The sequence below is a fragment of the Alistipes sp. An31A genome (genome assembly GCF_002159425.1).
Classification (GTDB): Bacteria; Bacteroidota; Bacteroidia; order Bacteroidales; family Rikenellaceae; genus Alistipes; species Alistipes excrementigallinarum.
In genome coordinates this window covers 279,180-302,523 of record NZ_NFIO01000001.1, presented here as the reverse complement: position 1 = coordinate 302,523, position 23,344 = coordinate 279,180, and the positions used below count along the sequence as shown (strand labels likewise).

The 23,344-nt window shown below is 59.9% G+C and carries 13 protein-coding genes and 2 tRNA genes; 7 read left to right on the top strand and 8 right to left on the bottom strand.

The window, feature by feature from the left end:
- Positions 1 to 6 precede the first annotated feature (6 nt).
- From gmd to B5F90_RS01350, 3 genes are read left to right on the top strand one after another with little or no spacing between them, the layout of a single operon-like run.
- On the top strand, positions 7 to 1,095 hold the full coding sequence (gene gmd, locus B5F90_RS01360) for a GDP-mannose 4,6-dehydratase (RefSeq protein ID WP_087360310.1): 1,089 nt from the start codon (positions 7 to 9) through the stop codon (positions 1,093 to 1,095).
- Between the two features lie 12 nt (positions 1,096 to 1,107).
- On the top strand, positions 1,108 to 2,052 hold the full coding sequence (locus B5F90_RS01355) for a GDP-L-fucose synthase (protein ID WP_087360307.1): 945 nt from the start codon (positions 1,108 to 1,110) through the stop codon (positions 2,050 to 2,052).
- A gap of 12 nt (positions 2,053 to 2,064) precedes the next feature.
- Positions 2,065 to 3,141, top strand: a complete 1,077-nt coding sequence (locus B5F90_RS01350; RefSeq protein WP_239307714.1) for a mannose-1-phosphate guanylyltransferase — start codon at positions 2,065 to 2,067, stop codon at positions 3,139 to 3,141.
- A gap of 147 nt (positions 3,142 to 3,288) precedes the next feature.
- Here B5F90_RS01350 and B5F90_RS11100 read toward each other — a convergent pair whose 3' ends face one another.
- From B5F90_RS11100 to B5F90_RS01320, 6 genes are all read right to left on the bottom strand, one after another.
- Positions 3,289 to 3,615: an RAP domain-containing protein gene (locus tag B5F90_RS11100; protein WP_239307713.1), complete on the bottom strand. Its 327-nt coding sequence runs from the start codon at positions 3,613 to 3,615 to the stop codon at positions 3,289 to 3,291.
- Positions 3,616 to 4,234: 619 nt separating this feature from the next.
- Entirely contained in the window at positions 4,235 to 5,866 is a 1,632-nt protein-coding gene (locus tag B5F90_RS01340) for a BACON domain-containing carbohydrate-binding protein (protein ID WP_087360301.1), read from the bottom strand.
- Between the two features lie 54 nt (positions 5,867 to 5,920).
- Complete coding sequence (locus B5F90_RS01335) at positions 5,921 to 7,474, bottom strand: BACON domain-containing carbohydrate-binding protein (RefSeq protein WP_087360298.1); 1,554 nt, start codon at positions 7,472 to 7,474, stop codon at positions 5,921 to 5,923.
- Positions 7,475 to 7,828: 354 nt separating this feature from the next.
- A complete protein-coding gene (locus B5F90_RS01330; protein ID WP_087360295.1) occupies positions 7,829 to 8,185 on the bottom strand; it encodes a hypothetical protein in 357 nt (118 codons plus the stop codon).
- 11 nt (positions 8,186 to 8,196) lie between these two features.
- The gene (locus B5F90_RS01325; RefSeq protein WP_087360292.1) at positions 8,197 to 9,414 is read right to left on the bottom strand and encodes a site-specific integrase; all 1,218 of its coding nucleotides are present in this window, start codon (positions 9,412 to 9,414) and stop codon (positions 8,197 to 8,199) included.
- Positions 9,415 to 9,647: 233 nt separating this feature from the next.
- Positions 9,648 to 9,735 (bottom strand) — tRNA-Ser (locus tag B5F90_RS01320).
- A 316-nt stretch (positions 9,736 to 10,051) separates the two neighbouring features.
- Here B5F90_RS01320 and B5F90_RS01315 point away from each other — a divergent pair.
- From B5F90_RS01315 to B5F90_RS01300, 4 genes are all read left to right on the top strand, one after another.
- Positions 10,052 to 11,248, top strand: a complete 1,197-nt coding sequence (locus B5F90_RS01315) for a pyridoxal phosphate-dependent aminotransferase (protein WP_087360289.1) — start codon at positions 10,052 to 10,054, stop codon at positions 11,246 to 11,248.
- 458 nt (positions 11,249 to 11,706) lie between these two features.
- On the top strand, positions 11,707 to 13,143 hold the full coding sequence (locus B5F90_RS01310; protein WP_087360286.1) for an outer membrane protein transport protein: 1,437 nt from the start codon (positions 11,707 to 11,709) through the stop codon (positions 13,141 to 13,143).
- Positions 13,144 to 13,218: 75 nt separating this feature from the next.
- Positions 13,219 to 13,293, top strand: a tRNA-Arg gene (locus B5F90_RS01305).
- Between the two features lie 306 nt (positions 13,294 to 13,599).
- Positions 13,600 to 14,805 carry an L-serine ammonia-lyase, iron-sulfur-dependent, subunit alpha gene (locus tag B5F90_RS01300; protein ID WP_087360283.1) on the top strand — a complete coding sequence of 402 codons (1,206 nt, stop codon included), beginning with the start codon at positions 13,600 to 13,602 and terminating at the stop codon, positions 14,803 to 14,805.
- A gap of 292 nt (positions 14,806 to 15,097) precedes the next feature.
- Here the strand turns inward: B5F90_RS01300 and rpoC are convergent, their stop codons facing one another.
- Positions 15,098 to 19,363: a DNA-directed RNA polymerase subunit beta' gene (rpoC, locus tag B5F90_RS01295; RefSeq protein WP_087360279.1), complete on the bottom strand. Its 4,266-nt coding sequence runs from the start codon at positions 19,361 to 19,363 to the stop codon at positions 15,098 to 15,100.
- A 37-nt stretch (positions 19,364 to 19,400) separates the two neighbouring features.
- Entirely contained in the window at positions 19,401 to 23,261 is a 3,861-nt protein-coding gene (rpoB, locus tag B5F90_RS01290) for a DNA-directed RNA polymerase subunit beta (protein ID WP_087360276.1), read from the bottom strand.
- Positions 23,262 to 23,344 lie beyond the last annotated feature (83 nt).

Below are 23,344 nucleotides of genomic sequence, written 5' to 3'. Positions count from 1 at the left end.
AAAGATATGAAAACTGCGCTTATCACCGGAATCACGGGCCAGGACGGTTCGTTTCTGGCTGAACTTCTGCTGTCGAAAGGATACGACGTCCACGGCACAATCCGCCGCTCGTCGACCGACTACCGCGAGAGGATTGCACACCTCGAAGGCAAGCCCCATTTCCACCTCCACTACGCCGACCTCGGCGACTCGATGAGCATCATCCAGGTGGTCAGCAAGGTGCGTCCCGACGAAATCTACAACCTTGCGGCCCAGAGCCACGTGCAGGTGTCGTTCGATGCGCCGGAGTTCACCGCCGATGTCGATGCCACGGGCGTGCTGCGTATCCTCGAGGCCGTGCGCCTCTGCGGTTTGGCCTCAACCTGCCGCATCTATCAGGCTTCGACCTCGGAGCTCTACGGCAAGGTGGAGGAGGTCCCGCAGAACGAGAAGACCCCGTTTCACCCCTACAGCCCCTATGCCGTGGCAAAGCTCTACGGCTACTGGATTGTCAAGGAGTACCGCGAGGCCTACAACATGTTCTGCTGCTCGGGCATCCTGTTCAACCACGAGTCGGAGCGCCGCGGCGAGACCTTCGTGACGCGCAAGATTACCCTCGCGGCGGCCCGTATCGCCCAGGGCAAGCAGGACAAGCTCTACCTCGGAAACCTCTCTTCGCTGCGCGACTGGGGCTATGCGAAGGATTACGTCGAGTGCATGTGGCTGATTCTGCAGAACGAGAAGCCCGAGGATTTCGTCATTGCCACCGGCGTGCAGCACTCAGTCCGGGAATTTTGCTATCTTGCCTTCAAATACGTAGGCATCGAGCTGGAGTTCGTGGGCGAGGGTGCCGACGAGAAGGGCGTAGACAAGGCCACGGGCCGCGTGCTGGTCGAGGTGTCGCCCGACTTCTACCGTCCGACGGATGTCGTGAACCTCTGGGGCGACCCGACGAAGGCGAAGACCCAGCTGGGTTGGAACCCGATGAAGACGAGCTTCGAGCAGTTGGTAAAGATTATGGTCGATGCCGATATGGCGAAGGTGGCCATCGAGCGTGCCGATGAGGAGATTCGCACGAACCTGGCCGAGTACCTCGAAAAGGGCATCGTAAAATAGGAGGAAAGTCTTATGATGGAGAAGAATGCAAAAATCTATGTAGCCGGACACCGCGGCATGGTGGGTTCGGCCATCGTTCGCGAACTGCAGCGTCAGGGCTACACGAACATCATCACCCGTACGCACAAGGAACTGGACCTGACGCGTCAGGAGCCCGTCGAGCGCTTCTTTGCCGAGGAGCGTCCCGAGTACGTCTTCCTCGCTGCGGCGAAGGTCGGCGGCATCGAAGCCAACCAGAGCGCGCTGGCCGACTTCATGTACGACAACATGATTCTCGAGATGAACGTCATCCACGCCGCCTGGCAGAACGGCTGCAAGAAGCTGGAGTTCCTCGGCTCGTCGTGCATCTACCCGCGCATGGCGCCCCAGCCGATGAAGGAGTCGTGCCTGCTGACCTCGGCGCTCGAGAAGACGAACGAGGCCTATGCGCTGGCCAAGATCTCGGGTCTGAAGTATTGCGAGTTTCTGAACCGCCAGTACGGTACGGACTACATCAGCGTGATGCCGACGAACCTCTACGGTCCGAATGACAACTACCACCCGACGCACAGCCACGTGCTGCCGGCACTGATCCGCCGCTTCCACGAAGCCAAGGTGCAGGGGCTTCCCTACGTGACGTGCTGGGGCGACGGCAGCCCGCTGCGCGAGTTCCTCTACGTGGATGACCTGGCCAACCTCTGCGTCTTCCTGATGAACAACTACTCGGGCAACGAGACGGTGAATGCCGGCACGGGCAAGGAGCTGACCATCAAGGCGCTGACCGAGCTGGTTGCCAAGGTAATCGGCTATACGGGCGAGATTCGCTGGGACCCCTCGATGCCGAACGGCACGCCGCGCAAGCTGCTTGACGTCTCGAAGGCCACGGCACTGGGCTGGACCTACAAGACCGAACTCGAGGACGGTATCCGCCTTGCCTACAAGGATTTCCTGGAGAACCCGATGCGGGCCGAACGATAAACCGGCAGAGCCATGGCAGCCAGCAATCGCTACTGTGTCATCATGGCCGGCGGAATCGGCAGCCGCTTCTGGCCGGCCAGCCGACGCCATCTTCCCAAGCAGTTCCTCGATATTCTGGGCACGGGGAAGAGCTTCATCCGCCATACGTTCGAGCGTTTTGCACCGCTCATCTCGGCGGAGCACTTCCTCGTGGTGACGAATGCCGCCTACCGGCAGCTGGTGCTCGAGCAGCTCCCCGAACTGCAACCCGAGCAGGTGCTGTGCGAGCCCGTCGGGCGCAATACGGCCCCCTGCATCGCCTATGCGGCCTTCCGCCTCGGGGCGCTGCAGCCCGAGTCGACGATGGTCGTGGCACCGTCCGACCACTTCATCTTCGACGAGGAGGAGTTCCGCCGCAACATCTCCTCCTGCATGGAGTTCGCCGAGGCACGCGACGCGCTGGTGACCATAGGCATCCGCCCCTCGCGTCCCGATACGGGCTACGGCTATATCCAGACCGCAGCCGCCGGCGAAATCTCCCCGGTCGCATCGTTCCGCGAGAAACCCGACCTGAAGACTGCCATGAGCTATCTGGCGGCGGGCAACTACCTGTGGAATGCCGGCATCTTCATCTGGTCGACGCGGAGCTTCCTCGCGGCCCTCGAACGCCACCTTCCGGAGCTCTACGGCCTCTTTGCCGAGCGGGCCGCAGCGTTTGCCTCGCCCGACGAACGGCAGGCCGTGGAGGAAATCTATGCCCGCTGCCCCTCGATTTCGATTGACTACGGGGTGCTGGAACAAGCTGACAACGTCTTCGTACGCGGGTCGGACTTCGGGTGGAACGACGTCGGAACGTGGGGCTCGCTCTACGAACTCTCGGCAAAGGACGACGACGGCAACGTCACACCACCCTTCTCGAAGCTCTACGACACGAGCGGCTGTCTGGTCAAGACCGCCTCGGCGGAGAAGGTCGTCGTGGTGGATTCGCTGCACGACTATATCGTAGTCGATACGCCGGATGCGCTACTGCTCTGCCCGCGCTCGCGCGAGCAGCATATCAAGCAGGTGCTCGAGGAGCTCACGCCGTTGGACAACGGACGCTTCGTGTAGCCGTTCGCTTCGAAGCAAATGCAGGGCCGGTCCCCTTACGGGAGACCGGCCCTTTTTGTAGGTTCGATTATGGGCATTTCGTATTGGACGGCATCCTATCAAATCCTGTCATATTCCTCTTTAAGCAACAATGCCCCTGTTAGATATTCATCGTCGGCAGCTATCAGGGCTTCCAAGTTTGTTTGGTACTGACTGGGGTAGCAATGAAACTCTTTTGCCATTCTTTTCAAACCCGCAGGGCTGCAATAGGCCGGCGTATTCCCCTCTTTGATGCCCATCGATGGTGCGGTCATCGAACAATGGTTCCGAAATCACTCTGCCGAACATTTGCCGAACCACATCATTACTCAACTGAATGAAATAGGGAATCCGGACAACTTTATATCCCAGCTCCTCATAGAGGCGTTGATTTTCGACGTCGGCCTTGATTCGTTCCGGTTTCTGGTAGTGTTGAACTCCATCGAACTCAATCATGAGTTTCAACCTTTCGCATCGATAGTCCGGCCTTATGCGTCTGCTTGACCTTTCAATGGTCTTGTCATGGAACCATTCCGAAGGCGGAATCTCCAGAAATATGACTGCCAAATAATCTTCCATCCCGGTTCGATGTAACCCGGTATCCTTATCTATGCCAGCTTTGATTGCCGCTTGTCTCGTTTCGCGGAGAAATCCCCATCCATTAGGTTGCATAAATTCAAATATAAAGATGTTCCAATAAGGGGTATCGGTTGGAAGAGCACCCTGCTGTCGGACTGCAACGACAGGCAACGGTCAAGCAAACCGATAACCCCTACAAAAGAAAAACTTTGAGAGCTTATATGCAAATATTCGGGACAAAAAGGGGTTAGGCAAATCTTGAAGGGAATCGTACATCGGGCATTTGCTCCGGGGTGCCGCTTCGGCCCAATCCGGCGGCGGGCGGCGTGTGCCGGTCAACCCCGACCATGCCCAGCCGGCGGCAAATCCGGCTCCGTGGCAGCAAAGGCAACAGATGGCGGGAAGCGGCAGCAGGACTGCGTCCGAACCCCAAAAAGGCGGCCCGGAGTATTCCGGACCGCCTTTCGTGCGTCAACGGGTAGACCGTGGGGCGGAATTACTCCGCCTTTCGGAAGTCGATGGTGATGCTCTTGCCGTCGTACGTCCACTGCTCGCGGTCAATCTCCAAATTGTCCGGTTTCGTATCGTTGTCGAACCAGGCTGTGATTGGAAAGCTCGAAACCCCGTCTCCGGGATTGTAGGAGCAGTACAACTGCGTCAGCGCCGTATTCCGGCTCACATCCAGCGTGGTCAACTGATTGTAGTGGCATTGCAACGACGTCAGCATCGTATTCTGGCTCACATCCAGCTCCGTCAACTGATTGGAGTAGCACACCAAATTCGTCAGCGCCGTATTCCGGCTCACATCCAGCGACGTCAGTTGATTATCGTAGCAATACAGCTTCCCCAGCGCCGTGCAGTTGCTCACATCCAGTGACGTCAACTGATTGCCACCACAGTAGAAATACCACGTCAGTTTCGTGTTCGCACTTACATCCAGCTCCTTCAACGAATTGTTGGAGCAGTTAAACATCTCCAGTTCCGTATTCGCACGTACATCCAGCTCTGTCAACGAATTGTTGGAGCAGGAAAAATCCGTCAGTTTCGTGTTCGCACGTACATCCAGCTCCGTCAACTGATTGTTAGAGCAGATCAAACCCGTCAGCTCCGTGTTCCGGCTTACATCCAGCTCCGTCAACAGGTTTCTATCGCAGTACAAATGCGTCAGTTTCGTGTTCGCGCTTACATCCAGCTCCGTCAACGAATTGTTGGAGCCCCAAATTATTATCAGTTCCGGGTTCGCGCTTACATCCAGCGAAGACAACTGATTGTCATAGCAGTACAAATACGTCAGCTCCGAGTTCGCACTTATATCCAGTGAAGTCAACTGATTGTCATTGCCGTACAAATACGACAGCTTCGTGTTCGTACTTACATCCAGCTCCGTCAACTGGTTCTCCTCGCAGTGCAAAGTTATCAGTTCCGAGTTCGCGCTTACGTTCAGCTTCTTCAATGAATTGTTGGAACAGCTCAACAACCATAGTTTCGTGTTCGCACTTACATCCAGCGACGTCAACCGATTGTATTCGCATTCCAAATCCGTCAGCGACTCAAAATACTCGATTCCTTGCAGGGAGGTCAGGGCGCCGGGCGCATCTTCAGTCCCTGAAACGTCCAGTTCGGTGATTGCGGCAATCTTTTCCATATCCTCCGGCGTGATATGTTCAGCATCGGCGATAATACCCTGTTTTTGCAGCTCCTTTGCAAAGTCCGGGTCGAATTGGGCGGTGAAATCCGTAGCGTCGGATGCCGCCGTCTGGGTGACGGTCAGCCGCACGCTCTGCTCCCCGCAGACCAGATCGGCATAGGCCGTGCGGGCCGATGCCCGGAAATTGCGGGCGGCCGACAGTTCGACGGTCTGTTCGCCGGCCGTACCGCTCGTGGGCGTGACGGTCAGCCAGTCGGCCGAGGATTCGGCATCGTCGTATGCGACCGAAAGCGTCCAGTCGGCCGTGGCGGTAAAGGCGACCGTTGCGGTCCGCTCCTCGTCGGCGTCGAGTGTGTATTCGGTCTTCTCGATGGTCAGGTTCCCGGAACGGGAAGCGTCATCATCCTTCTTGCAGCCCGTAAAGGCAAGGGCAAGGGCGGCCGTGAGGGCCAGCCAGTAAAGCGGTTTGGGGGTCTTCATGGGACAGGTTTTTGCAATCAGTTAATAATAGTGTGGTTACAGAAACTGGCGCCGTTACTCCGTCTTTCGGAAGTCGATGGTGATGTTCTTGTCGTCGTACCACCAGCTCGATGAGTATACATCCAAACCTGCCGGCACTGTCTCATTGTCGAACCAGGCCGTTACCGGAAAGCTCGAAACCCCGTCTCCGGGATTGTAGCTGCAGTCCAACAGCGTCAGCGCCGTATTCCGGCTCAAATCCAGCGACGGCAATTCATTGGAGAAGCAGGACAACTCCGTCAACGCCGTATTCTGACTCACATCCAGCGACGTCAACTGATTGTTACCGCAGTACAAATCAGTCAGCACCGTATTCCGGCTCAAATCCAGCGATGTCAACTCATTGTCGAAGCATCTCAACTTCGTCAGCGCCGTATTCCGGCTCAAATCCAGCTCCGTCAACTGATTGTTGCTGCACTGCAACTCCGTCAACGCCGTATTCCGGCTCAAATCCAGCGACGTTAGTGGATTATCGTGGCAAAACAGCACCTCCAGCGCCGTGCAGTTGCTCACATCCAGTTCCGTCAACTGATTGCCATAACAGTAGAAATGCCACGCCAGTTTCGTGTTCGCACTTACATCCAGCTCCGTCAACGAATTGTTGGAGCAGTCAAACATCTCCAGTTCCGTATTCGCACGCACATCCAGCTCTGTCAACGAATTGTTGGAGCAGGACAAATCCGCCAGCTTCGTGTTCGCACGTACATCCAGCTCCGTCAACTTATTGTTAAAGCAGGACAAATACATCAGCTCCGTGTTCCGGCTTACGTCCAGCGTCGTCAACTCATTGTAGTTGCAATACAAATACGTCAGTGCCGTGTTCGCGCCCACGTTCAGCGTCTCCATCGAATTGGAGGAGCAGATCAACAACCATAGTTTCGTGTTCGCGCTTACATCCAGCTCCGGCAACTGATTGTATTGGCATTCCAACTCCATCAGTGCCGTATTCCGGCTCACATCCAACGACGTCAACTGATTGTATCGGCATTCCAACTCCGTCAGCGACTCAAAATACTCGATTCCTTGCAGGGAGGTCAGGGCGCCGGGCGCATCTTCAGTCCCTGAAACGTCCAGAGAGGTGATTGCGGCAATCTTTTCCATATCCTCCGGCGTGATATTTCCCGCATCGGCGATAATACCCTGTTTTTGCAGCTCCTTTGCAAAGTCCGGGTCGAATTGGGCGGTGAAATCCGTATCGCCGGATGCCGCCGTCTGGGTGACGGTCAGCCGCACGCTCTGTTCCCCGCAGGCCAGATCGGCATAGGCCGTGCGGGCCGATGCCCGGAAATTGCGGGTGGCCGACAGTTCGACGGTCTGTTCGCCGGCCGTACCGCTCGTGGGCGTGACGGTCAGCCAGTCGGCCGAGGATTCGGCATCATCGTACACGACCGAAAGCGTCCAGTCGGCCGCGGCGGTAAAGGCGACCGTTGCGGTCCGCTCCTCGTCGGCGTCGAGTGTGTATTCGGTCTTCTCGATGGTCAGGTTCCCGGGACGGGAGGCATCATCATCCTTCTTGCAGCCCGTAAGGGCAAGGATGGCAAGCAGGGGCAAAAGGTAAAGCTGTTTCATATGGCTCTTTTTTATGTGAGTATGCAAGGTAGGTGAAAAAATCGAAATTTCCGCGTCTTTGTGCGGTTCGGGAGGTGAATTTTGTCGGAAAGATTTGTTTTTGTCGTTTAGGCAATTTTTTGTCGTTTAGGCAATTTTGAAACCGGTCGCAAAACGGCCTTGCAAATGCGAACGGACGCCGCCTTCAGTTGGAAAGACAGCGTCCGTTGAGGCGTCGTTAGTGTGTGCGCAAGACCGGCTGCGGGGCCCGGTGGGGCGGCCGGCCGATGGAAGGGGAGAGATGGCCGCTTCCGGGAGCGGGCCCCGGCGGCTGGACGGCTGGACGGCTCATCGTGGTCGTCCCGCCCCGACCGGTCAGTTGGCGGGCGCGGTCTCGTCGGGAAGCTCCACCAACCTCAGGTGCGGGGCGGCGGGGTGGAGCAGCCAGCGGCGGAAGGCCTCGCTCTCGAGGCTCCGCAGTCGGAAGGCCAGCGCCGCAATCATCTCCAGGTTGTAGAACTCCACCCCGTGGACGATCCGCTGTGTCGGCCCCCGGCGCAATGCCTCCGAGCGGTAGATGGCCCGGATGTTGGCCCGTACGGCCGCCTCGAAGACTCCGAACAGGCGGGCGATCTCCGGCTGTGCGAGCCATACTTCGCCCCCGGCGTTGCGGTGCAGGATGACGCGCCCGCGATCGATTGTGATTGATCCCCGATATCCAATCGTCTCCATACCGGCGGTGATTAAAACTCCTCGGGCAACTTGCTCATCTCGCGCAGGATGGTCTGGTCGAGCACCTTGGCGTAGTGACGCGTCATGTTGGTGTTCGAGTGGCCGAGCATCTTGGCCACGCTCTCGATCGAGACCCCGTGGGCCAGCGTGTAGGTGGCGAAGAAGTGGCGCGCGCAATGCGTCGAGAGGTTCTTGCGGATGCCGCAAATGTCGGCCAGCTCCTTCAGGTAGACGTTCATCTTCTGGTTGCTCGTCACGGGCAGCAGCACGTTGTGCGCCAGGCATTCGGGATCGGTGCGGTAGCGTTTGAGGATCTCCTCGGGGATCTTCAGCAGCGGGATGTTGCACATGTTGCCGGTCTTCTGACGCGGCTTGCGGATCCAGCGGTGGCCCTGCATGTCGGTGACGATGTGCTCGGGTGCGAGCTGCTTGATGTCCGAGAATGCCAGCCCCGTGAAGCAGCAGAAGATGAAGATGTCGCGCGTCAGCGCCAGCCGCGGGATGGTGATCTCCTTGTGCAGGATGCGGTCGATCTCCGCCTTCTCGGGCATCTCGCGCCGCACGGGCTGCATCTTGAAGCGCATCCCGGCGAAGGGGTCCTCCTCCATCCACTTGCGGGACAGCGCCAGGCGGATGATCTTCTTGAAGTTCCCCAGATACTTCATCGTCGTGTTGTGGCTGCAGCCGCATGAGGTCTTCAGAAAGAACCCGAAATCCTCGATGAAGCGACGGTCGACCCGCTCCAGTTCGATGTCGTCGCGGCGGTAGGTGTGGCGGATGAAGGCGAGCGTGTGCTTCAGACAGGTGTCGTAACGCCCGGCCGTCGCCTCGGCCATGTCGATGCCCACCAGCTGGCGGCACTTCTCGTTGTGCTCGCGGAAGAGCTTGAGGAGCGTGCGGCGGTTCGAGGTGCGGCGCCCCAGAAAGCGCTCCAGCACGTCGTGGACGGTGTAGGGTCGCTGTTCGAACTCCAGTTCGCGGTGGACGAAAACGAGGCGTGCCCGGACGTTTTCGAGGTAGAGATTGAGGTTTTTGCCCAGTGCCGTACGCGAGGAGGCCCGGCTGCGTTTGGCATCCCACAACTCGGGTCGGATGCTCTTGTGGATGGTGGTGTCGGTGCGCTGGCCGTTGACCGTGATGCGCACGCAGACGGGGACTTCCCCGTGCTTGTTCGGTCTCGTCCGACGGATGTAGAACGAGATGTTCAGGGATGTTGTTTCCGGATACATGACTCTTGTGTTTTACGGTGGTAAAGTTACGTGGCAACGCGCAAAATCAAGGCATGCAAAATGCAGACAATCAGCGAATAAGAACCCGACTGCGGTGGCAGGGAAACGGCGGCGGCACCGTTTTGCCACCCGAAAGGCTGCCGCGGGGTGTTTCATCTGTCCACCCGGCAAAAACAAAAATCCCTGTAAGTGAGCTGCTTACAGGGATTTTCGGGGCTTTTGTCCAGCCCCCTTGGCGGAGAGAGAGGGATTCGAACCCCCGGAGCCTCGCAGCTCAACGGTTTTCAAGACCGCCGCAATCGACCACTCTGCCATCTCTCCGGGCACAAAAATAGTACGGTTTTTCCATTCCGCCAAATCTCCGGTGCCATTATTTCGCTGCAACTGAGCCCGGAGAGGCACCCTGCACGACAATTTTGCGGGCCCGGTTTCCGCTTTCGCGCGAAAAGTCCTATCTTTGCTCAATCCGACAGGTATCGGACTGCTGCCCGTGCACGCGTTCCCAACAAAGGCCGCGGCACGGCGCACTCCCCCACCATCGGACGGTCAGGTTAATGATTTACCCCGACTCGGCACGAAGGCGCACTTCCGCGCCCCCTTACGCCGCTGCCGGAGGACAAAACGAGCAACACGAACGATGCCACCCATTTCCCAACGTGCGGAGCTGATGCCGGCTTCGCCCATCCGCAAACTCGTGCCGCTGGCCGAAGCGGCCAAGGCGCGCGGCACGAAAATCTACCACCTCAACATCGGCCAGCCCGACGTGCCCACGCCGCAGGTCGGCCTCGACGCACTGCGCCACATCGACCGCACGGTGCTCGAATACAGCCCCAGCGACGGCTACCGCTCGCTGCGCGAGAAGCTGGTCGAGTACTACGCCCAGTACCAAATCAAGCTCTCGCCCGACGAAATCATCGTCACCACGGGAGGCTCCGAGGCGGTGCTCTTCGCCTTTATGTCGTGCCTCAACCCGGGCGACGAAATCATCGTCCCCGAGCCGGCCTATGCCAACTACATGGCCTTTGCCATCTCGGCCGGTGCGGTCATCCGCCCCGTCGTTTCGACCATCGAGCAGGGCTTTGCGCTGCCCGACATCGCCGAATTCGAGCGGCTCATCAACGAGCGCACGCGCGGCATCCTGATTTGCAACCCCAACAACCCCACCGGATACCTCTACACGCGCAAGGAGATGGACCGCATCCGCGACCTGGTGAAGCGCTACGACCTCTTCCTCTTCTCGGACGAGGTCTACCGCGAGTTCATCTACACGGGGTCGCCCTACATCTCTGCCTGCCATCTGGATGGCATCGAGGAGCACGTCGTACTGATTGACTCCCTCTCGAAGCGCTACTCCGAGTGCGGCATCCGCATCGGCGCGCTCATCACCAAGAACCGCAAGCTGCGCGACGCGGTGATGAAGTTCTGCCAGGCGCGCCTCTCGCCCCCGCTGCTGGGGCAGATTGTCGCCGAGGCCTCCATCGATGCGCCGCGCTCCTACAGCGCCGAAGTCTACGAGGAGTACATCGAACGGCGCAAGTGCCTCATCGACGGGCTCAACCGCATCCCGGGCGTCTACTCCCCCATCCCCATGGGTGCCTTCTACACGGTGGCCCGCCTGCCGGTCGAGAACAGCGACGACTTCTGCGCCTGGTGTCTGAGCGACTTCAGCTACGAGGGCGAGACCGTCATGATGGCCCCCGCCTCGGGCTTCTACTCCGACCCCGCCTACGGCCGCAACGAGGTGCGCATCGCCTACGTGCTGAACAAGCGGGACCTCACGCGCGCCCTCTTCCTGCTCGAAAAGGCGCTCGAGGCCTACAACAGCCGCAAATAGCCGAAGCCCCGCCCTCCCCGCCGGAGCGGCGGCAGCAAGTTTTCCGACAAGGGCCGCACACCGAAGTGCGGCCCTTGCCTTTGTCCGTACCTTTACTCAGACGTTGCCCGGCCGCCCCGATGCGGAACGCAGCCGCTCCGTTACCCCACACGGCCGCTCCGATGCGGAGCGTGTGCTTCCTCCTACCCCTCTTACCTCGCCTACCCCGCCCGCGGCCCGTCTTTACCCTGTTGCCGTCCTGCCGCTCTCCCGCCGCCCCGCTGTCCCGGCACAATCAATTGCGGCAGCAGCCACGCCGGTCGTCCGACCCGACATACCGGCCAATGTTCTACCGTTTATTCCAATTTCTAAGACTTTCCGACCAATTTCTTTGGGGCGCACGGATTGTTTTCCTACCTTTGCCGCCGTTGCTGCGCGCCCCGCAAGGGCCCGCCAAGTATTAACCTAAACCATTTGACATGAAAAAAGTCCTCCTCCTTCTGGCCGCCACGGCGGCAACGCTCGCGGCCTCGGCCGAAGGATACCAGGTAAACAACCTCTCCTCGAAGCAGAACGGTATGGGACACGTCGGTACGGCCATGAAGCTCAACTCCGAGTCCGTGTGGTTCAACCCTGCCGCCGCTGCCTTCCAGCAATCGAAATTCGACATCTCGGTCGGCATCACGGGCATCGCCTCGAAGGCCACCTACACCTCGCTGCCCGACTACACGGGCGCCACGCCCCAGCGCCACTTCACCTCGGACAACAAAATCTCGACGCCCCTCTACGCCTACATCAACTACAAGCCGCTCGACTGGATGTCGGTGGGTCTGGCCTTCAACACCCCCTTTGGCTCCTCGATGAACTGGGGCGACAACTGGGCGGGTGCCCATCTGGTGCAGTCCATCAACCTCTCGGCCTACAACCTCCAGCCGACCGTCGGCTTCCGCATCGGCAAGCACATCTCGGTGGGCGCCGGTCTGATGATGACCTGGGGTACGTTCGACCTCTCGCGCTCGCTGCTCCCCGTCGGGGCCGACAACGCCCAGAACCAACTGCTCATGGGGGCGCTGCAGACGGCCATGCCGACGCTGCCCAACATCTTCGAGATGGCCGGCGACCGAAGCCTCATGTCGCTCGCTCTCAAGGGAGACGCCAAGATGGCCGTCGGCGTCAACGCCGGCATCATGTGGGACATCAACGAGCAGTGGTCGCTCGGCTTCACCTACCGCTCGAAGCTGCGCATGAAGGTCAACTCGGGCTCCATCGCCCTCAAGACGATTGACGACCCCGCCATCGGTCAGATTCTCGGTCAGCTGCTCCAGGCTCCCCAGTTCTCCACGCTGCAGAACCTCTCCTCGGCCGTGGTAAAGACCGAACTTCCGCTCCCCGCCTCGCTCACGTGGGGCGTCAGCTTCCGCCCGACGCCGAAGTGGGAGTTTGCCGTCGACCTGCAGTATGTCCTCTGGAGCGCCTATGACCGGCTCGACGTCGAGCTCGTCAATCCGACCGACAACACGACCGTCATGACGCTGGCCAGCGACAAGAACTACTCCAACACGCTGGCGGTCCGCATCGGCGGCCAGTACCGCGTCTGCGATTTTCTGACGGCGCGCATGGGTATGTACGTCGACGAGAGCCCCGTGAGCAGCGACTACCTCAATCCCGAGACCCCCTCGATGACCAAGCTGGCCTACACGGTCGGTCTGACGCTGCGTCCGACCCGCTGGCTCGACATCGACCTGGCCTACGGCTACGTCAACTCGGCCGACCCCGAGCGCACGGGCTCCTACCCCTACACCAACTCGGTGCTCGAGTTGGCAGGCGTCGGCGCCGCCCAGGCAACGACCGACTTCTCGGGCAACTACACGGCCCGCGCCCACACCTTCTCGCTCGGTCTGAACTTCCGTTTCTGAAAGCCGGAATATTTTACTATCTTTGCGGTGCGCTTCGCCCCAATGCGGGAGGAGCACACCGCAATCGTTTTGCAGGGCCCTATAGTTCAAGGGATAGAACGAGGGTTTCCTAAACCCTAAATCCGCGTTCGAGTCGCGGTGGGGCTACCAGGCCGGCGGCCGGAGTTTTTCCAGCAGGAGAACTCCGGCCGCACTGTTTTTGGGGCTGAGACAGAGCGAGGCGGCGCTGTGTCGAAAGAAGACGCGCCCACTGGCTCTCCCCCCTTTCCGACACCACCCTCTCCGCCGCGGCAAGCAGCTGCTTCCCCGGCGAAAGCCCGCCTTCGGGCACAACTTTTGCCCCTCACCGTCGTCGCCTTCCCGGACAGGCGGTCGGGCCCGGCAAAAATCTCGCACCCCGCATGGCTTTTTGCCCCCGCCTTTTCGTATCTTTGCAGCCGGAAAACACACGAAGAAATGGAATCGCTCAAAGAGTTGTACAAAATCGGGAACGGCCCCTCGAGCAGCCACACGATGGGGCCCAAGAAGGCGGCCGAGCAGTTCGCCGCACGCGGCAACCACGCCGACGCCTTCCGCGTAACGCTCTACGGCTCGCTCGCCGCCACGGGCAAGGGCCACCTGACCGACGTGGCCATCCTCTCGGTACTCCAGCCCATCGCGCCGACCGAAATCGTCTGGCGCCCCGAGACGGTGCTCTCCTTCCACCCCAACGGCATGCTCTTCGAGGCGCTCAGCGGGGGCAAGGTCATCGACAGCTGGACGATTTTCAGCATTGGCGGCGGCGCGCTGGCCAACGAGGAGACTACCCGCGAGGAGCCGCGCAGCATCTACCCGCTGACGACCATCAACTCCATCAAGGAGTGGTGCTACCACGAGGGTAAGACCTACTGGGAGTATGTCAACGACTGCGAGGGGCCCGAAATCTGGGACTACCTCGACACCATCTGGGAGCAGATGTGCAAGACCATCCAGAACGGACTGAACAACGACGGCGTGCTGCCGGGCGGTCTGAAGGTGGCGCGCAAGGCGAGCACCTACTGGGTCAAGTCGAAGAGTTACACCGACTCGCTCAAGTCGCGGGCAAAAATCTACGCCTATGCGCTGGCCACCTCCGAGGAGAATGCCGCCGGCGGTACGGTTGTCACGGCTCCGACGTGCGGCTCGAGCGGCGTCGTTCCGGCGGTGCTCTACCACCTGGCCACCTCGCGCGACTTCCTGCGCATCCGCATCCTGCGGGCGCTGGCCACGGCGGGGCTCTTCGGCAACATCGCCAAGACGAACTCCTCCATCTCGGGCGCCGAGGTAGGGTGTCAGGGCGAGGTGGGCGTCGCCTGCGCCATGGCTGCGGCTGCGGCCTGCCAGCTCTTCGGCGGCACCCCTTCGCAAATCGAGTATGCCGCCGAGATGGGGCTCGAACACCACCTCGGACTGACGTGCGACCCCGTCTGCGGACTGGTGCAGGTCCCCTGCATCGAACGCAACGCCATTGCGGCGGCCCGCGCTCTGGATGCCAACATCTACGCCACGCTCTCCGACGGAGCCCATCTGGTCAGCTACGACAAGGTGGTCGAGGTGATGAACGAGACGGGCCACAACCTGCCGAGCCTCTACCGCGAGACCTCCGAAGGGGGCCTTGCCAAGCGCTACTACGAGCGCATATAGGCGCCGCGGCACATTCCGGGCAGGGGGGCCAAGTCCTATCCTGTCCTCTCCGAGCCCGCACCGGACGCCCTGTCCGAATTCTCCGCGGCGGCTCCCGGGTGATTCCCGAGCCACCTACGGACGACTCCCGAACAACTCCCGGGCAACCCTACCCCCCTCCAAGCCAAGCCCTCTGCGGTCCGCCACGCATTGCATAACGCCACAAAAAAAGCCTCCTCCCCGGACGGGGAGGAGGCTTTTTCTAAGCCCTGCGGGCTGCGGTCCCCGAAGGAACCGCCCCGCTCGCGTATGGTTAGCGCTGCGACTGCTGCTGCAGATTCTCGAGGTCGGATTTCAGACCCACCACGAGGTTGTCGTACTCGCGCAGACCCGTACCGCCCGGAATCAGGTGACCGCAAATCACGTTCTCCTTCAGATTCTCCAGCGGGTCGACCTTCGCCTGGATGGCGGCCTCGTTGAGCACCTTGGTCGTCTCCTGGAACGAAGCGGCCGAGATGAAACTCGAGGTCTGCAGTGCGGCGCGGGTGATACCCTGTAGCACCTGCGTCGAGGTTGCGGGAACGATGTCGCGCACCTGAACGAGCTTCAGGTCGCGGCGCTTGAGGCTCGAGTTCTCGTCACGCAGCTTGCGCAGCGAGATAATCTGTCCCGGCTGCAGCGACGTCGAGTCGCCGGCATCCGTAACCACCACCTTGTCGTAGAGCTCGTCGTTCACATCCATGAACTCCCACTTGTCGACAATCTGGTCCTCGAAGAAGCGCGTGTCTCCCGGGTCGATAATCTTCACCTTCGACATCATCTGACGTACGATGACCTCGAAGTGCTTGTCGTTGATTTTCACACCCTGCATGCGGTAGACCTCCTGCACCTCGTTGACGATGTACTCCTGCACACGCGTCGGGCCGAGGATGTTGAGGATGTCCGACGGAGTGATGGCACCGTCCGAAAGCGGGCTGCCGGCCTTCACGTAGTCGTTCTCCTGCACGATAATCTGACGCGACAGGGGCACCAGATAGCGCTTCACGTCACCCTGCTTCGAGGTGATGATGATTTCGCGGTTACCGCGCTTGATTTTGCCGAAGGTTACCTCACCGTCAATCTCCGACACGATGGCGGGATTCGACGGGTTGCGCGCCTCGAAGAGCTCCGTAACACGCGGCAGACCACCGGTGATGTCGCCGCCCGACTTACCGATTGCACGCGGAATCTTGATGAGGATTTCGCCCGTCTTGATTTTGGCGTTGTCCTTCACCACGACGTGGGCCGATACCGGGAGGTTGTACTGCTTGACCTCCTCGCCCTCCTTATTGACAATCTTGATGACGGGGTTCTTCGTCTTGTCCTTCGACTCGATGACCACCTTCTCCGAAAGGCCCGTCTGCTCGTCACGCTCGTCGCGGTAGGTCACACCCTCGATGATGTTCTCGTAGACGGCACGACCGTCGTACTCCGAGATAATCACGGCGTTGTAGGGGTCCCACTCGCAAATCATGTCGCCCTTCTTCACCTCGGCGCCGTCCGCCATGAAGAGCGTCGCACCGTAGGGAAGGTTGTGCGTATAGAGAACGATGTTGGTCTTCGGGTCGACGATGCGGAACTCCGACTGACGCGAGATGACGATGTCAACCGGCTCGCCGGCAGCATTCTTGCCCTTGACCGTACGCAACTCGTCGATTTCCAGACGACCCACGTACTTCGAAACGACGTTGGTCTCGACGGCAGTACCACCGGCCACACCACCGACGTGGAACGTACGCAGAGTCAGCTGCGTACCCGGCTCGCCGATGGACTGTGCCGCGATGACGCCGACCACCTCGCCCTTCTGTACCATGCGGGCCGTGGCCAGGTTGCGGCCGTAGCACTTGGCGCAGACGCCGTGGCGCGACTCGCAGGTGAGCACCGAGCGGATTTCAACCGACTCGAGCGGCGACTTCTCGATTGCCTCGGCAATATCCTCGGTAATCTCCTCGCCGGCCTTGCAGAGCACCTCGCCCGTCAGGGGGTGGATGACGTCGTTAAGCGCCGTACGGCCCAGAATGCGGTCGTAGAGCGTCTGTACCACGTCGTCGTTGCGCTTGATGGCCGTAGCCGTCAGACCACGCAGCGTACCGCAGTCCTCCTCGTTGATAATCACGTCCTGAGCCACGTCGACCAGACGGCGCGTCAGATAACCGGCGTCGGCCGTCTTCAGGGCGGTATCGGCAAGACCCTTTCGGGCACCGTGCGTCGAGATGAAGTACTCGAGCACCGACAGACCCTCCTTGAAGTTCGAGAGAATCGGGTTCTCGATGACCTGCTGGCCACCCTCGACGCCCGACTTCTGCGGCTTGGCCATCAGACCACGCATACCGCTCAGCTGACGAATCTGCTCCTTCGAACCACGGGCTCCCGAGTCGAGCATCATGTAGACCGGGTTGAAACCGTCCTCGTCCTTGACCAGCGTATCAATCACGGCCTTCGTCAGCTTGGTGTTGATGTTGGTCCAGACGTCGATAATCTGGTTGTATCGCTCGTTGTTGGTAATCAGACCCATGTTGTAGTCCTCCATGATGGCGTCGGCACGCTCGTAACCCTCGGCCACGAGCTTCTGCTTCTCCTCGGGGATGATGACCGCGTCGAGGTTGAACGACAGACCGCCCTTGAAGGCCATGCGGTAACCCATGTCCTTGATGTCGTCGAGGAAGTTGGCCACCTTGTCGGCACCGGCCTTCTTCATCACCACGGCGATGATGTCACGCAGCGAGCGCTTGGTCAGAATCTCGTTGATGTAACCCACCTCCTTGGGAACCACCTGGTTGAAGAGGATGCGGCCGATGGTCGTCTCCTTGAGCACGCGCACGGGGTTTCCGTGCTCGTCCAGGTCGTCCACCATGCACTTGACCACGGCGTGCAGGTCGGCGCGCTTCTCGTTGTAGGCGATAATCGCCTCCTCGGGACCGTAGAAGACATGTCCCTCGCCCTTGACGCCCTTGCGCGGCTTGGTGATGTAGTACAGACCGAGGACCATGTCCTGCGACGGCACCGTGATGGGGGCGCCGTTGGCCGGGTTGAGGACGTTGTGCGAACCGAGCATCAGCAGCTGCGCCTCCAGAATGGCGGCGTTGCCCAGCGGCAGGTGCACGGCCATCTGGTCACCGTCGAAGTCGGCGTTGAAGGCCGTACATGCCAGCGGGTGGAGCTGCATGGCCTTACCCTCGATGAGCTTGGGCTGGAAGGCCTGGATACCGAGGCGGTGCAGCGTCGGGGCACGGTTCATCAGCACGGGGTGACCCTTGATGACGTTCTCGAGGATGCCCCAGATGACGGGGTCCTTGCGGTCGATTATCTTCTTGGCCGACTTCACCGTCTTGACGATGCCGCGCTCGATGAGCTTGCGGATGACAAACGGCTTGTAGAGCTCGGCGGCCATATCCTTCGGGATACCCATCTCGTGCATCTTCAGCTCGGGGCCGACGACGATGACCGAACGGGCCGAGTAGTCGACACGCTTACCGAGCAGGTTCTGACGGAAGCGGCCCTGCTTGCCCTTGAGCGAGTCGGAGAGCGACTTGAGCGGGCGGTTCGACTCGTTCTTCACGGCGTTCGACTTGCGCGAGTTGTCGAAGAGCGAATCGACGGCCTCCTGCAGCATGCGCTTCTCGTTGCGCAGAATCACCTCCGGGGCCTTGATTTCAATCAGGCGCTTGAGTCGGTTGTTGCGGATGATGACGCGACGGTAGAGGTCGTTCAGGTCCGACGTGGCGAAGCGGCCGCCGTCGAGCGGCACCAGCGGGCGCAGTTCGGGCGGAATGACCGGGATGACGCTCAGCACCATCCACTCGGGCTTGTTCTTGCCGTTCGAGGCTCGGAACGACTCAATCACGTTGAGGCACTTGAGCGCCTCGGACTTGCGCTGCTGCGAGGTCTCGGTCGAGGCCTTGTGGCGCAGGGCGTACGACATCGAGTCGAGGTCGACCTGCTTCAGAAGCGTATAGATGGCTTCGGCACCCATCTGGGCGACGAACTTGTTGGGGTCGCTGTCGTCAAGCGCCTGGTTGCCCTTGGGCAGGGCGGCCAGGATGTCGAGGTACTCCTTCTCCGAGAGGGTCTGAAGCCGCTCGATGCCCTGCTCGGCAGCGACACCGGGGTTGATGACGACGTAGCGCTCGTAGTAGATAATCGTCTCCAGCTTCTTGGAGGGGATGCCCAGCAGGTAGCCGATTTTCGAAGGCAACGAACGGAAGTACCAGATGTGCACCACGGGAACGACCAGCGAGATGTGGCCCATGCGCTCGCGGCGCACCTTCTTCTCGGTCACCTCCACACCGCAACGGTCGCAGACGATGCCCTTGTAGCGGATGCGCTTGTACTTGCCGCAGTGGCACTCGTAGTCCTTCACCGGGCCGAAGATGCGCTCGCAGAAAAGACCGTCGCGCTCGGGCTTGTAGGTACGATAGTTAATGGTCTCGGGCTTGAGCACCTCACCGCTCGACTGGGCCAGAATCTCTTCGGGAGAGGCCAGGCCGATGGAGATGCGGCTGTAACCATTGTTCGTCTTGTTGTCTTTGGTAAATGACATATTGTGTTCGTTTTTCTTATCTTCCTAATTATACCTCTTACTCGAGTTTGACGGAGAGCGCCAGACCGCGAAGCTCGTGCAGCAGCACGTTCATTGCCTCGGGGATACCCGGCTTGGGCAGGTTCTCGCCCTTGACAATCGCCTCGTAGGCCTTTGCACGGCCCGTCACGTCGTCGGACTTGATGGTCAGAATCTCCTGCAGAATGTTGGCGGCACCGAAGCCCTCGAGTGCCCAGACCTCCATCTCACCGAAACGCTGACCGCCGAACTGCGCCTTACCGCCGAGCGGCTGCTGCGTGATAAGCGAGTAGGGACCAATCGAACGGGCATGCATCTTGTCGTCAATCATGTGGCCCAGCTTGAGCATGTAGATGACGCCCACCGTAGCCGGCTGGTCGAACTTCTCGCCCGTGCCGCCGTCGTAGAGGTAGGTGCGGCCGCTGTGCGGAAGACCCGCCTTGGCCGTGTACTCGTTGATTTGCTCGAGCGAAGCACCGTCGAAAATCGGCGTGGCGAACTTCAGACCCAGCTCGCGGCCAGCCCATCCGAGCACCGTCTCGTAAATCTGGCCCAGGTTCATTCGCGAAGGCACACCCAGCGGGTTGAGGCAGATGTCGACAATCGAACCGTCCTCGAGGAAGGGCATGTCCTCGTCGCGGACAATCTTCGCCACGATACCCTTGTTACCGTGACGACCGGCCATCTTGTCACCCACCTTCAGCTTGCGCTTCTTGGCGATGTAGACCTTCGCCATCTGGATGACACCCGTCTGCGGCAGCTCGTCGCCGTTGGTCAGGTTGTACTTCTCGCGCTTGATGGCCGCGTCGGCCTTCTTCCACTCGATGGTATAATTGTTAATCGTGGTCTCGATGAGCGAGTCGATGTGCGCATCGCCCGTCCACTTGCACGAACCGAGGTTGAGGTAGCCCGTCATGACGCCGGTCTTCTCGTCCGACGACTTGTGGGCCAGCTCCTCGAGCAGCTTCTGCGAGAACTTCGTGCCGGCGGGATAGAGCTCCACGCCGAAGTAGTCGGTGATGCCCGTCGTGGTCTTGCCCTGGAGCAGCGTCCAGAGCTTCGATACGAGCAGCTTGGTCAGGTCGGCAACCTGCCCGGCGAACTTCTCGTCGAGCTTCTCGAGCTGCAGCTTCTCGGCGTTCTTGCTCTTCTTGCCGTCCTTGCCGGCGCGGCTGTAGAGCTTCGTGTCAATCACCACGCCGTGCAGCGAGGGCTGCGCCTTGAGCGAGGCATCCTTCACGTCGCCGGCCTTGTCGCCGAAGATGGCGCGCAGGAGCTTCTCCTCGGGCGAGGGGTCGCTCTCGCCCTTCGGGGTAATCTTGCCGATGAGGATGTCTCCCGGGTGGATGTTGGCACCCACGCGGACGATACCGTTGGCATCGAGGTCCTTGGTGGCATCCTCCGAGACGTTCGGAATATCCGACGTGAGCTCCTCGACGCCGCGCTTCGTATCGCGCACCTCCATGATGTACTCGTCGACGTGTACCGACGTGAAGATATCCTCGCGCTGGATGCGCTCCGAAATCACGATGGCATCCTCGAAGTTGTATCCCTTCCAGGGCATGAAGGCCACCTTCAGGTTGCGGCCCAGAGCCAACTCGCCGGCCTGCGTCGAGTAACCCTCGGTCAGAATCTGACCCTTGGTCACATGGTCGCCCGTGAGCACCGTCGGCTTGAGCGTAATCGAGGTGTTCTGGTTCGTGCGGCGGTAGCGCGGCAGCTCGTAGGTGGTCACCTCGGGGGCGAACGAAGCGATGATTTCATCCTCCGTACGCTCGTACTTGACCTGAATCTTCGTCGCATCGGCGAAGACAACCTCGCCCTCGCCCTCGGCGACAATCTGGATGCGGCTGTCGGAAATCATGTCCTTCTCGATGCCCGTACCGACGATGGGCGCCTCGCACGTGATGAGCGGCACGGCCTGGCGCATCATGTTCGAGCCCATCAGCGCACGGTTGGCGTCGTCGTGCTCGAGGAACGGGATGAGGCTGGCGGCAATCGAGGCAATCTGGTTGGGCGCCACGTCCATCAGGTTCACCTCCTTGTCCGTCACCACGGGGAAGTCGGCACCCTGACGCGCCTTGATGCGGTCGGGCTGCAGGAAGTGCCCCTCGTCGTCGATGGGCATGTTCGACTGCGCAATAATCTTACCCCCCTCCTCTTCGGCGGAGTAGTAGCGGATGTGCGAGTTGTCCATGTCGATGACGCCGTCGGTAACCGTACGGTAGGGCGTCTCGATGAATCCCATGGGCGAAATCTTCGCATAGACGCAGAGCGACGAAATCAGACCGATGTTCGGGCCTTCGGGCGACTCAATCGGGCAGAGACGTCCGTAGTGCGTATAGTGTACGTCGCGCACCTCGAATCCGGCGCGGTCACGCGACAGACCGCCGGGGCCGAGGGCCGAGAGACGACGCTTGTGGGTAATCTCGGCCAGCGGGTTAATCTGGTCCATGAACTGCGAGAGCTGCGAGGTGCCGAAGAAGGAGTTGATGACCGACGACAGCGTCTTTGCGTTAATCAGGTCCACCGGCGTGAATACCTCGTTGTCACGTACGTTCATGCGCTCGCGAATCGTACGCGCCATGCGCACGAAGCCGACCGAGAACTGGTTCGAAAGCTGCTCGCCCACCGTACGTACGCGGCGGTTCGAGAGGTGGTCGATATCGTCCACGTCGGCCTTCGAGTTGATGAGCTGAATCAGGTACTTGATGATGGCGATGATGTCCTCGCGCGTCAGCGTGCGGATGGCCGGGTCGATATCCAGGTTCAGCTTCTTGTTGATGCGGTAGCGACCTACGTCGCCCAAATCGTAACGCTTGTCCGAGAAGAAGAGCTTCTCGATGACGTCGCGCGCCGTTGCCTCATCGGGCGGCTCCGAAGCGCGCAGCTGCCGGTAGATGTAGACGACAGCCTCCTTTTCGGAGTTGCAGGGGTCTTTCTGCAGGGTATTGTAAATAATCGAGAAGTCGATGCCCGACTGATTCTCCTTGTGGAGCAGAATCGTCTTGGCGCCGCTTTCGATAATCTGGTCGATATGCTCCTCCTCGAGCACCGTCTCGCGGTCCACGATGACGTTGTTACGCTCGATGGAGACCACCTCGCCGGTATCCTCGTCGACGAAGTCCTCGACCCAGGTCGAGAGCACGCGTGCGGCCAGCTTGCGGCCTACGGCCTTCTTCAGGTTGGCCTTCGTTACCTTCACCTCGTCCGCCAGGTCGAAAATCTCGAGAATCTGCTGGTCGGCCTCGTAACCGATGGCACGCAGAAGCGTCGTTACGGGCAGCTTCTTCTTGCGGTCGATGTAGGCGTACATCACGTTGTTGATGTCCGTGGCGAACTCAATCCACGACCCCTTGAAGGGGATGATACGGGCCGAATAGAGCTTCGTACCGTTGGTATGCATGCTCTGTCCGAAGAAAACGCCGGGGGAACGGTGCAGCTGCGACACAATGACACGCTCGGCTCCGTTGATGACGAACGTACCGCGTTCGGTCATGTAGGGAATCGTACCGAAATAGACGTCCTGTACGACCACACCGAAATCCTCATGCTCGTCGTCCGTGCAGTAGAGCTTGAGTTTGGCCTTCAGGGGGACGCTGTATGTCAGGCCGCGTTCGAGACACTCCTCGATGGAGTAGCGCGGCGGGTCGATATAGTAGTCGATGAACTCCAGAACGAAGTTGTTCCGGGTATCCGTAATGGGGAAATTTTCCTGAAAGACCTTGTAGAGTCCCTCATTCTTACGGTTTTCGGCCGTAGTGTCCATCTGGAAAAAGTCCCGGAATGATTTGAGCTGTACCTCCAGCAGGTCCGGATAGGGCACCCGGTTCTTGACTGTCGAAAAGCTGATTCTTGGTTGTTGTTTTGCTGCGGACATCGGTAAAATCCAAATTAGTTGAAGTGTAAGTACGCGCGAGTGAGTTACGCTCCCGAAACGGGACTGCTTTATCCCGCTAATGC